Below are 13,006 nucleotides of genomic sequence, written 5' to 3' on the forward strand. Positions count from 1 at the left end.
ATACATCATAGCGACACTTTCGCTCCTTATGTTTACGGTAGCATGCCGCAAGGATCTTGACCAGGTGCCTTTGTCATCAGCGACTACCGCGACCTTTTATTTACAAACCAGTGATTTTATACAAGGTACGAACGCGATCTATAATAGTTTGCGGGGCTACCCGACGCGGGCGATCTATTTATCCGAGATACGGTCGGATAATTTATACAACGATACGGAGCAGGGCCGGGACTGGGACCCGCTGAAGGATTTTGCTAAGGGCATAGCCCCCAATAATTTAGTGGAGGAAGCGTGGGCATCAGATTTCAGTGGTATATTCAGGGCTAATACCGTGTTGGACCAATTGAAAAAGAATGGCAACCTGGTCGGAGTGCCTGCACTGGCTAACAGGCTCACCGCCGAGGCGCGCTGTATGCGTGGCTTCTTCTATTTCGATCTGGTAAGGTATTTTGGTAAAGTGCCGATCACACAAAGTCCGGTTACGGCGGAAGAAGCAAAAATTATACCCCGCAGCCCCGTAGCGGACGTTTATCAATTGATCATGGCTGACCTCCAGTTTGCGATCGCCAATCTTCCGGCGAACTACGCGGGCGCATATCCTTCATATGTTACGACGGACGTGGGTAAACCGACCAAATTTGCAGCGGAAGCAATGCTCGCCCAGGTCTATATGGCAAGATCATCCGCAACCTATAATATCGAAGGCCCTGGAATGGCGACTAACGAATGGGGGCTGGCCTTACCCTTATTACAGGATATCATCAGTAACGGCGGATTCGTGTTCAACCCAAACTATGCCAATATTTTCGCCTACAGCAATACCAGCCCACTGGTTAACAAGGAGGCAGTATTTGATATCATGTACATCAGTGGCCTCAATCCGATTTTAGGTAGTAATTTCCCGTGGCAGCTTGCACCGGCCACCTATTTCAGCTCGATCAACGCGCCGTCCTCCGGAAATGGCTCATTGGGCATTATGCCGGTATCAAATAACTTGCTTTCATCTTACGAGAGCGGTGATGTGAGGAAGGCTATTACCATTTTCACCAATGGTTTTACCTATGCCGGGAGTTTCGAGCCGCGCCCATTCTTTAAAAAGTACGTGGATATTAACAATATCCCCAAAAATAACAACTCGGATTGGGGTGTGAATTATATGGTGATCCGCTATACGGATGTGCTGATGATGAAGGCCGAGTGTATATTGCGGGGCGCACCGGGAACTCCGGCTGATGTCGAAGCGATCATTAATCCGGTTCGCGTTCGTGCCGGGCTAACCGCAAAGACAGGCTATACTATCGCACAGCTTTTTGATGAGCGCAGGCGCGAATTCGCAGATGAGGGTTACAGGTGGTTCGATCTTCAGCGAAGCGGAGATCTGGTTAATATGATGAATAATTGGGCAAGTATTGATGATAAAGCCACACCGAAACGGATCAATACAGTTACGAACAATTATGTAATTTATCCGGTGCCTCAGTCACAGATCAACGCAGCGCCTGGTTTATATACTCAAAACCCTGGCTATTAATCATAAAGCACCTGCTACAATATTGCGGCAGGTGCTTTTATCAACATATCAAAAGAAATTCAATATTTTTAAATTTATAGGCACAATTATTTTATGAACGTACGTACCACTATCGCAGCGCTGTTGCTGTTTGTTAGTTTCCAGGCTGCTGCACAGGAGCAAATGAGTTTGAGCGGCAACTGGCACTTTGCCTTGGCCAAAACTGGGGAGGAAGCAGAACAACTGTCAAAATTTTACGAAGAGAAATTTGACGCTTCCAGTTTTAAACCGATACCCGTACCCTCTAATTGGGCCGTATTGGGATTCGAAGAGCCAGTGTACAGGGGCTTCAAGGAGGATAAAGCAAGCGAAGGGTTTTATTTGTATGAATTTAAAGCTCCATTGGAATACAAAGGTAAGCGCGTATTGCTGAATTTCGGGGGTGTTTGGTCATCGGCAGAAGTATGGTTGAACGGAAAACGCCTCGGTGATCATCATGGAGGATATTCATCTTTCGCCTTTAACGTTTCGGACAAGATCAAAGCCGGAGCATCAAACCAGCTCGCCGTCCGGGTGCGCCAGGTTAATGAAGATTATAAATTCGACGTCAATGACGACTGGACCTTAGGCGGTATCTACCGGGATGTAACATTGGAAGCCATGCCTCAAAAGAGGTGGTTCGATCACGTCGTATTCAAAACGGAATTTGATAAGGCTTATCAGAATGCTGATCTTAAGATCAGCACCATGGTCAACGATAAAAACAAAGGTACCTTACCGGGGAACTATCCAAGTCCTGGAGAAGCCTATCATTTGCGATTTACGTTGACCGATAAAGCCGGTAAAGTTATCGCTCATCAGGATTCGCTGATCCCTGCGCATACTTCCACCGGGCGGGAAATATTGACCAGTTTCCGTGTTAATGCCCCGTTGCGCTGGACAGCTGAAACGCCCTATTTGTATAATCTGCAAGTTGAATTGTTTGAAAAGGGGAAAGTAACCCAATCCTATGCCGCGCCTGTGGGCTTCAGGCAAATATCTACTGAAGGTGGTGTATTCAGAATTAACGGACAGGCTGTCAAATTGCGGGGAGTGAACCGACACGATGAACACCCAGATGTGGGTCGGGCTACGAACCGGAAGATATGGTTGCAGGACCTTACGCTCATGAAACAGGCAAACATCAATTATATCCGTATGTCCCATTATGCTCCGGCGAAAGGTTTCGTGCAACTGGCCGATTCTTTGGGGATGTATCTTGGCGAAGAGGTTTCTATGGGCGGCGCGGGCGAACTGATGTATAATCCCTCTTTTTCTCCCGCAGTATTACAGCGATCTTATGAAACCGTGGTGCGCGATATCAATGACCCTGCTGTCGTCTATTGGTCGATTGGTAATGAGGACCCGCTAACACCTTTACATCTGGCTTCGATCAAACTGGTCAAGGCTTTGGATCCGACAAGACCGGTACTGATTCCATGGAGAGCGGAAGAATGGCTGCCTGTCGATATTGATATTCTGGCGCCCCATTACTGGCAGCCAAAAGAGTATGATAACCTGGCCGCGCATTCCACACGACCGATCATATCAACTGAATACACCCATGCTTTTGGCGTCAATGGTTTTGGCGGCCTGGAGCTTCGTTGGAAGGCGCTCACCAAGCATCCAGCAGGTGCAGGCGCAGCAATCTGGATGTGGGCGGATCAGGGCATCAAAACCCCTGTTAAGAGATTAAAAGGTAAAACTTCCGACATGAACGGGGGCGATGACTACCTGCGCATCGATGAAGCGGGCTGGGATGGCATCGTGGATTCTTACCGAAATTTTACCCGCGACTATTGGGAGGCCAAAGCGGTCTACGCCCAGGTTTATCCAGCAACGGATAAAATCTCTTTTTCTAACCGCCAGGCTACATTGGCGATCCCAATACAAAATGATTTTGATTTTACTGATTTAAACACGGTTAAGATCGCCTGGTCGATATTTGCTGACGAGACCGAATTGGCTGCCGGTGCCGGATCGGTCGCTGGTAAACCGCACAATGTTTCAACTTTCAATTTGCCTTTGGATAAGATCAAAAATATTGTTCCCGGCAAAACCTATTATGCGAGGTTCATTTTTACCAGAGCGGATGGAACGGAGATCACCAGAGAATCGATAGACCTGGTCCCGCAGGATAATAAATCGGCCAAAACTATCAGCGGTAACCTCACTGTAACTAAAGGCGACAATGTGATCATCGAAGCCGGGGAAACAAAATACACTTTTGATACTAAAACCGGGCAACTTATATCGGCAAGTTTAAAAGGCAAAACACTGGTTACCGACCTGCGACCGGTGATCTGGCACAAACCTGATCGTTCAGAAATGAGCGTCATTGGCAAGGCGGATGCTAAAGATGCCGCTGACCTAAATAAGTTTACACAATCGGTAGTTAGCTGGGATGTGCAACAAGGTCAGTCAGCAGTGATGATCAATGCCAAAGTGGATTATGTAGTCGATTCAAAAGATCAGTTCACCACCACCTGCAATTATACGATTACTGCAGATGGGAAAATGAAAGTTAAATATCAGATAGCTACGAAAGTCGCGGTTTCCTGTGTTCCTGTAGTAGGTATGGCAGCCCAGTTCAGCGGAGACCTTGATCGGCTACGCTGGTTGGGTTTGGGTCCATACAGTGCTTATCCTAATAAAAGGTCAGCCCCTATCCTCGGCGTATGGGGTGGCGCTGCCAACGGGGCCGAAGTAGCGGGAACAAAAGCGATGCGATGGGCCGAACAATCTGGATCAGCCGGAATTGTGCGGGTGACCAATGACGGATACCTTGAACATGATTCCGCTAAGCCGGGATCATTAAGCATCCTGTCAGGCGTTTTGGGTAGGCCGGAGAAAGGGCGTAAAGCTGATGATTCCGTTCCGCAACTCCTGACTAACGGTGAGCCGTTAACTGGTGAGTTCACCATTGAATTGTTTAAGTAACTTCGTTCCGGCTTTCGTATTAGTAATACGACTATCAAACGAATTTTAAATTTTACTCATAAATGTTTTAATGAAAAGCATGAAATATATTGCCCTGTTATCGTTAATTGTTTGTGCACAGATCGCATCCGCTCAGATCAAACCCAACACACGAACTGTCGTATCTCCACCAAAGAAGCTCTGGCTTTTTTTACTCGCAGGGCAGTCCAATATGGCCGGACGCGGAGCCGTGGAAGCCGCAGATACCATTCCCAATAGCCATGTATTGATTCTGAATAAAGATGGTAAATGGGAAATAGCAAAAGACCCTATTCATTTTGACAGGGATTATGCTGGCGTTGGGCCAGGTTTTACTTTTGGCAAGGCGATTCTGGTTAAAGACACATCTGTTTACATAGGCCTAATCCCCTGTGCTGTCGGCGGTTCCGCTATTAAATCCTGGAAACCTAACAGCGGTAAGAACTACCAGGTGGCGCTTGACCGTACCCGAGCAGCTATGCAAAGCGGAGAGTTGAAAGGGATTATCTGGGACCAGGGCGAAACGGACTGTACAGAGAAGGGCGTTATTGACTATGCTGAAAAAATGACCGATCTCATTAATGGGTTCAGGACGGATCTTGGTAATGCCAAACTTCCGTTCATAGCGGGCGAGTTACCCGCATTTCAAATGCAGCAACCCGACAAAGCCCATCAACTCGTCGATAATCCCTATGTTCAGCAGATAAATGCGGTTATCCATGGGTTGAAAGGTAAGATCACTAACTACGATTATGTTACTTCGGAACAAACTGAGCACCGTGGTGACCACCTCCATTATAATACAGTTTCCGCTCGCTTAATGGGTGAGCGGTATGCTGCCCTAATGAAAAAATTGCTGGCGATCAGCAGTAAATAATAAATCAGAACAGATGAAAAAAATACTAATTATTATCACGGCTTGCCTGGCCTTTTCAGCGCAATTACTGCATGCTCAAACGGTTAAGGCCCAATCTCCGCCGGTCATTGTGCTCAGCTTTGATGATGCTGAGGAAAGTCATTATATCAATGTTGCTCCCTTGTTAAAAAAGTTTCATTTTGGTGCGACATTCATGGTCTGTGAGTTTCCGGTCAAACCACCTGCCGATAGTAGCTATTACATGACCTGGAAACAGATCAGAGAACTCTACGATATGGGGTTCGAGATCGGTAACCATACAGCACGGCACAATAATCTTACAAAAATGAGTGCTGATGAGATAAAAAAATCAGTTGGCTACATTGAAGATAAGTGTAAGCAATACGGAATACCTAAACCGATATCCTTTGCTTATCCGGGCAACCGTAATGATAGTGCTGCTGAGGTAGTCCTGAAACAGATGGGATATAAATATGCCCGAACCGGTGGCAGCGTTTACTTCACTCCGGGTAAGGATTCATATTTGGCTATTCCAAGTTATACAATGGGATCAACTGAAAAGTTACAACCCAGGACAATGGAAGCACTTGAAAATCTGAGACCCGGTCAGATTTTGGCCTTTACCATTCATGGTATACCTGATCCGGTACATGATGGATATACCACTTCGGTCGATGTATTTACTAAATACCTCGAATATATGCGGGATCACCATTTCAAAGTTATTGCTATGCGCGACCTATCACAATATATCACAAACTAACCTTTATCTAGCTTCAGGACAGCTGCTAAAAAGCATCCTGAGGCTTTGCGACCAACTGCTGGTTTTTAAAATAGCTGACTTCAGGGAGGCGGTAATGAAGGTCGGGTTGCGTTTGATTTTTTGTGTTCTGGGCTCTTTTACCCGTGAAATTGGAAATTTAAATTTGTTATAAATCATTGATTATCAAGTAAATGTGTAAATCAAGGAGCAAAAATTAAAAATGGTCTTAAATTGTTGATTATCAATATGTTACAGGTGTGATGTTCATGTTCTTTCTTGTACCTTATTTGTATCTTTTTTGTGTTAACTATTTGATTATCAATTATTTTTATTTTCTGTATCGGTAAATAACGCCACAAACAAGCAATAAGCATTGCATAATAAATTCATAAAAATAGCCTTATTTAAGCTTATTTTTTTCCTGTTTGACTGAGACAAAGCCCCCGTTTTCGTGTATTGAAAAAACTTAATAAATAAACTTTTATCCATGTTACTTGATAAAAAAGTCGGATTTGTATAAAAAAAAGTCGAATTAACGCAACGAGAAATGCAGCACCGATAAATATATTTGTTATTGGATGGTTGTAATATAAACGCGCGGCGATATGAATACATCCATTCCAAAAGATACGGCAACCAACCGTTTAAAAACCTGATAAAATGAAACGCAGAACATTAATTAAAGGGATGGCTGTTGCTATACCGTCGCTATACCTATCGCGGGCCTTGGGCAGCAATCTTTTTGATGGGCAACTTTTAAATGAGCCAATTGCCAAAGGGCCATTCGAGCCAACATGGGAATCGCTGCAGAATTATCAAACACCTGAGTGGTATCGTGATGCCAAATTTGGCATGTGGGCGCATTGGGGGCCGCAGTGCCAGCCTGAAGCGGGCGATTGGTATGCAAGAGGCATGTATCAGGAAGGTTCGCGTCAGTATAAGTTTCACCTTCAGAAATACGGGCATCCATCAAAATTCGGATTTAAGGATGTGATCAATGTATGGAAAGCTGAAAACTGGAATCCCGAAGAATTGGTGAGCTTGTATAAAAATGCAGGCGCACAATATTTTATGGCCCTTGCCAATCATCATGACAATTTTGATCTGTACGATAGCAAGTATCAAAAACAATGGAACTCAACTAAGGTTGGTCCAAAAAAAGATTTGATTGGCGGTTGGGCAAAAGCCGCAAAAAATAACGGGCTGCCATTTGGTGTAAGTGTTCACGCCTCGCATGCATGGCGCTGGTATGAATCTGCGCAGCGGGCGGATAAAACCGGCCCCTATGCAGATATGCCCTATGATGGAAAACTTACAAAAGCAGATGGAAAAGGGCTATGGTGGGATGGCATGGACCCGCAGGAGCTGTATGCGCAGAATCATCCGTTAAGCCAGCGTAGTTTAGAGGATAGTTCAATACACTCACAATGGGGTTGGGAGAATGGTGTATATCCGCCAACAAAAGCTTACATCGACAAATTTTATAACCGTACTATAGAGCTTATTAACAAATACGATCCCGATGTTGTTTATTTTGACGATTCGCAGTTCCCGCTTTGGCCTGTCAGTGATGCCGGCCTGCGCATAGCTGCCCATTTATATAATAAAAGCATTAAAGAACATGGTAAACTTCGTGCTGTAATAAATGGGAAAATATTGAATGAAAATCAGCGTAAAGCTATGGTATGGGATATTGAACGTGGCCAGGCTAACGAAATTCAGCCCTTGCCATGGCAAACTGATACCTGCATTGGCGGGTGGCATTATGACAGGGGTTTGTATGAACGCAATGGTTACAAAACACCAAAAACTGTAATACAAACCTTAGTTGATATTGTAGCTAAAAATGGAAACCTGATGCTGAATATCCCTGTCAGAGGGGATGGAACTATTGATGAAAAAGAAAGAAAGGTAGTTGAAGGGATTGGCAAATGGATGAAAGCGAACAGTGAAAGTATTTATGCCACAAGGCCATGGAAGATATTTGGTGAAGGCCCGGCGCAAGAAGCAGCGGTAAAGTTAAGTGCGCAGGGCTTTAATGAAGGAAAAGGGAAGCCGTTTACTTATCAGGACATCCGCTTTGCAACTAAAGGCGATATTTTGTATGCTACTGCAATGGGTTGGCCTGAAGATGGTAAGCTGATTATAAAAAGTTTGGCTAAAAACAATGAGTATCTTTCAAAAGAAATTAAAAAAATAGAATGGGTGCCAACAAAACAACCTTTAAGTTTTGAAAGAAACGAAAATGGTTTGGTTATTTCGTTACCCGAAAAAACACCGGATGAACTGAACTACGCGAATGTGGTAAAGATTTTTTCATAACACTTATATTTGAATTGCAGGCAATGCGGGTTGCCTGCAATTCGTATTCGAAGCATACTTATTTGAGCTTTGGACATCAATGAGCCAATGCATCATTTGTATCAGCAGAAGTTGATCGTCTATTCAATAAACGATCATAATTATGGTCGGTCACAGCTTCGGGTCAACAGAAAGCACCGGCTGTCAATAGCCTCAATGGACAAATCACCGTCAGGGTTTACATAATATATTTTCCGATGAAAGTGACATTCATTTGAATGGCAAAATTTACCCATAGATATTGTACTAATATTTTTAGTAATCTGCAAATTATTTCTATTTTTGCTTCATGATCGAAGAAGCGAAAGCCTGGGTCAGGCGTAAGAATGGTTCTGGAGAGATACTGCGTATCGTGTTTGAAATTCAGGATACGATACAATGCTATCATCTTTATGCTGCTTATGCGGATGATCATTTTGGCCGCATTCTATTTGATACAGAAGGATATTGGATATATGACGGTAAAAGCCTTACGGTTGATGAACAGGAGCAGGTAGCAATATTTATCCTCAGCCACATGGAAAAAAATAAATGAACAGGAGAGGATGCAACAATTGAGTTTTTTCGGGTTAACTCGCCTTTCGTGTAGTGCTGTAAATCTTTATATTTAAACCGATGCAACTGGAGCCATTTCACGAACTCGTTCTCCGATTTATTGAACAAACGGATCGTCCCATTTTCCTTACGGGGAAAGCAGGTACCGGGAAAACAACTTTCTTGCGTTATATCAAAGCAAGTGTCAGCAAAAACCTGGCAATAGTTGCACCTACAGCAGTGGCCGCCATTAACGCGGGTGGTGTTACCATACATTCTTTTTTCCAGGTACCTTTTGGCCCACAGGTACCCGGCAATAATATCGAGATCCGGCAGGTAAGCCAGGAAAAAGATAAGATACTTAAATGCCTTGACCTGCTTATCATTGATGAGATCAGTATGGTTCGTGCAGATACGATTGACTATATCGATACCGTATTAAGGCAGGTTAAAGGCTCGTCCCGGCCGTTCGGCGGCGTGCAGTTGTTAATGATAGGCGACCTGTACCAATTACCACCTGTTTACGAAAAAGACTGGCCTGTATTACAGCGTTTCTACACAGGCCCTTATTTTTTCCATAGCCTGGCCTTTCAGCAAGTTGCGGTACTCACGTTTGAACTAACCCAGGTATACCGGCAAAAAGACCCGGTGTTTGTTGATATCCTGAACGATATTCGTAACGGGTATGCCAATAATGACATGCTTACGCGGCTCAATGCGCATTACCGGCCCCAACTGAATGCCGATGAGATAAAAGATCATGTTACACTCTCTACCCACAATAAGCTGGTCGATGAGATCAATCAGCTACGCCTTGCTGAACTGGATGGTGAAGCACATACTTTTAAAGCAACCATCACCGGCGACTTCCCCAAAGAAGGATATCCTGCTGAGGAACAATTACTGCTAAAGACCGGTGCGCAGGTGATGTTCATCAAAAATGACAGTTCCGGAAAGAAACAATATTACAATGGCCGTACCGGGCGCATTACCGATATATCGCCAACAAGCATCCGCCTCAGTTTTCTGGATGACGGCACGGAGTTTGATGTAAACCCTGAAACCTGGAGTAATGTTAAATATGCGCTTGCAGAAAATGATCAAAAGGTAAGTGAGGCTAATAATGGTTCTTTCAGTCAATATCCTTTACGGCTTGCCTGGGCCATCACTATCCATAAAAGCCAGGGCCTCACCTTTGATAAAGCTGTGATAGATGTTGATTCCGCCTTCGCTTTCGGGCAGACCTACGTGGCGCTTAGCCGTTGCCGGAGTTTAGAAGGTATGATACTTAAAGCACCTGTCCGTACGGAAAATATCCGCACAGATCCGGCGATTGTCCGGTTCATGCAACAAGCCATTGTAAACGTACCTGATGCCCGATTACTGGAAAAGACTATCCGCGAAATAGAGATCGAGGTGCTGAAGGATATTTTCGATTTTTCTGTTTTAACAGATGCCTGGCAGCGCTACAAACCGCACCTATTAAATGGTGAACCTGCCAATAGTGCATTAACAGTGCATATCGGTCAAGCCGATCTGCAAATACAGAATGAGATCAGATCCGTTGGAGGGCTTTTTGTGAGAAAGGAATTATCGGCCTTAACAGCCGGTGAACATAACTGGACCGATGTAACTTTTAAAACGCGATTACAAAATGCCGCGGCCTATTTTGTACCGAAACTAACGGCCCTCATCACCGCCATTGATGGTTTTTATCTGGCACAAAAAAGCAATAATCTTTCTGCCGAATACTATGAAGCGATGAACCCTTTCATGGCTAATTTAAGGGCCCGAACCGCAGCTTTTATACAACTGCCAACAGCCGGGTCCACGCAAACTATTTTGTCGGCTATTCAGCAAGCGGGGCTCAGGTATCGCCCGGTTCAAAAGAATTGGAATCCCAAACCGGCTATCCCCGAAAAAGAGATCAGCAACCCGCAGCTTTATGCTCAATTATTGGAATGGCGCGTAAAGGCCAGTAAAGAGCGGAAAGTATTGGAATACGCGCTGGTATCAGATAATATGCTGAGTGATATTACCACGAAACTTCCACGCACATTACAGGAGCTGGCTGCTTTGAAAGGTTTCAGCACAATAAAAGCCCGGGATTTGGGAGATGATATCCTTAAGCTGATACGTGGTTATTTAGGGGAGGGTAACCTGTTTGGTTGAACTATCCGGGCAGAGCGTAGCAATTCCTGTGTAATCGATCGGGTATAGGTTTTGATCTCCTCCTGGAAATCTGCTACTGAGGCACCGGTACGTATCTCTTCTAATCGTTTTTCCCAGTTTCCTGTCAGTTCAGCTTGCGCAATGCGCTGGTCTTTAACAACATCATAAACACTTAAGCCTGTTTCAGTAGGTACAAGGTTCTTTTTTTCGCGGGCAATGTAGTTTCTTTTCAGTAAGGTTTCAATGATAGCGGCGCGGGTAGCCGGCGTACCCAGGCCTCCTTCTTTCATCGCTTCCCGCAACTCTTCGTCCTCTATCTCTTTGCCTGCGGTTTCCAGTGCTTTTAGCAAGGTAGCCTCATTATATAGCGGTTTGGGCTTGGTTTGTTTTTCTAAAAGCGCTTTGTCTAATATGGGCAGGTCTTCGCCTTGTATTACTTTAGGTAGTGTAGCGTTCTCCTCGTCTTTTTTCTCTTCGTCCTTATCATTGAATACCGCACGCCAGCCCGGTGTCTGTATCACGGTACCACTTGCCATAAATTTTGACCCGGACAGGATCGTTATCCTGGTGATCTCTTTGATACAGTCCTGGTGAAATGCTTCCAGCATCCTACCTGCCACCATTTCATAGATGGCTTGCTGGTCAGCCGAAAGCTGGTATGGCTTTTCGCCGGTTGGCAATATCGCGTGGTGATCTGTTACTTTTTTAGCATTCACGCTGCGCTTACTTAGCTTGATAGTTGACAACAGCGTAGCCTGTTTACCAAATTCCGGATGCTCTTTAAAGCCATCTATCAATGCCGGGACACCCGCAAATACATCATCGCCAATATAACGGCTGCCTGTACGCGGATAGGTTACCAATTTACCCTCATAAAGGTTTTGTAGTAAGCCCAATGTCTGGTCGGCAGTGAAACCTTTGCGTTTATTAGCTTCCTGTTGCAAACTGCTCAGGTCATGTAATAAAGGCGGCGGTTCTTTTCGGGGCTTGGCTTCAACACTCAGCACATTTCCGGTAGCTTCAACCTGGTCTAAGATCAGTTGAGCCTCTTCTTTGGTTTTAAAATTCTTTTCAGAAACCGCTTTGAACGAAGCCCCATCCTTATCCGGCTGAATACTGACCTGGAAATAAGTTTGTGGAACAAAGTTTTTGTTTTCCAGGTAGCGCGAACAAATCATGGCCAGCGTGGGGGTTTGTACCCGGCCAAGCGATAACACGCCTTTATTGCCCGAAGCCAGGCTTAGGGCCTGCGTAGCGTTCATCCCAACTAACCAATCCGACTGCGAGCGGCAATGGGCCGAGTTAAATAAAGTATCATAATCAGAGCCTGGTTTCAGATTTCGAAAACCTTCTTTTATCGCCTCATCGGTTTGAGATGATATCCATAGCCTTTTGAAAGGTTTTTTGCATTTAAGGTAATAATAAATATACCTGAAGATCAGTTCGCCTTCCCGCCCGGCATCCGTTGCCACAATGATCTCCGTTGCTTCATCAAATAAACTTTTAATAATATCAAGTTGCTTTTTCACACCCGGGTCATCTACCATTTGGCCGTTACTTTTAACCTTGCGGATGGAAAGCTTGAATTTAGGCGGTAGCATTGGCAGATTTTGCACGCTCCATCCAAAGTAGCCATACTCCTGCGGGGCGGCCAGTTGTAACAAGTGCCCAAAGGCCCAGGTAAACGTATAGCCTTTACCTTCAATATACCCATCTTTTTTAGTAGTAGCGCCAAATACTTTGGCGATCTCACGTCCTACGGATGGCTTTTCTGCAATAATAACTTTCATAA

Annotated in this window: 8 protein-coding genes; 7 read left to right on the plus strand and 1 reads right to left on the minus strand. The window is 44.8% G+C overall.

Annotation, left to right across the window (positions count from 1 at the left end):
- The first annotated feature begins 28 nt into the window (after positions 1 to 28).
- From KXQ82_RS04630 to KXQ82_RS04660, 7 genes are all read left to right on the plus strand, one after another.
- Entirely contained in the window at positions 29 to 1,531 is a 1,503-nt protein-coding gene (locus tag KXQ82_RS04630) for a RagB/SusD family nutrient uptake outer membrane protein (RefSeq protein WP_255563435.1), read from the plus strand.
- 93 nt (positions 1,532 to 1,624) lie between these two features.
- Complete coding sequence (locus tag KXQ82_RS04635) at positions 1,625 to 4,489, plus strand: glycoside hydrolase family 2 TIM barrel-domain containing protein (RefSeq protein WP_219486993.1); 2,865 nt, start codon at positions 1,625 to 1,627, stop codon at positions 4,487 to 4,489.
- Positions 4,490 to 4,559: 70 nt separating this feature from the next.
- A complete protein-coding gene (locus KXQ82_RS04640) occupies positions 4,560 to 5,384 on the plus strand; it encodes a sialate O-acetylesterase (RefSeq protein ID WP_219486994.1) in 825 nt (274 codons plus the stop codon).
- A gap of 13 nt (positions 5,385 to 5,397) precedes the next feature.
- On the plus strand, positions 5,398 to 6,147 hold the full coding sequence (locus KXQ82_RS04645) for a polysaccharide deacetylase family protein (protein ID WP_219486995.1): 750 nt from the start codon (positions 5,398 to 5,400) through the stop codon (positions 6,145 to 6,147).
- A 660-nt stretch (positions 6,148 to 6,807) separates the two neighbouring features.
- Positions 6,808 to 8,469 carry an alpha-L-fucosidase gene (locus tag KXQ82_RS04650; protein WP_219486996.1) on the plus strand — a complete coding sequence of 554 codons (1,662 nt, stop codon included), beginning with the start codon at positions 6,808 to 6,810 and terminating at the stop codon, positions 8,467 to 8,469.
- 328 nt (positions 8,470 to 8,797) lie between these two features.
- Complete coding sequence (locus KXQ82_RS04655; protein WP_219486997.1) at positions 8,798 to 9,043, plus strand: hypothetical protein; 246 nt, start codon at positions 8,798 to 8,800, stop codon at positions 9,041 to 9,043.
- 80 nt (positions 9,044 to 9,123) lie between these two features.
- A complete protein-coding gene (locus KXQ82_RS04660) occupies positions 9,124 to 11,214 on the plus strand; it encodes an HRDC domain-containing protein (protein WP_219486998.1) in 2,091 nt (696 codons plus the stop codon).
- Here the strand turns inward: KXQ82_RS04660 and KXQ82_RS04665 are convergent.
- Positions 11,184 to 13,004 carry a DNA topoisomerase 3 gene (locus KXQ82_RS04665; protein WP_219486999.1) on the minus strand — a complete coding sequence of 607 codons (1,821 nt, stop codon included), beginning with the start codon at positions 13,002 to 13,004 and terminating at the stop codon, positions 11,184 to 11,186. The two genes, KXQ82_RS04660 and KXQ82_RS04665, sit on opposite strands and share 31 nt — an antisense overlap.
- Between the last annotated feature and the right edge of the window lie 2 nt (positions 13,005 to 13,006).

Origin of the sequence: Mucilaginibacter rivuli (genome assembly GCF_019391655.1) — a bacterium.
GTDB classification, from domain to species: domain Bacteria; phylum Bacteroidota; class Bacteroidia; order Sphingobacteriales; family Sphingobacteriaceae; genus Mucilaginibacter; species Mucilaginibacter rivuli.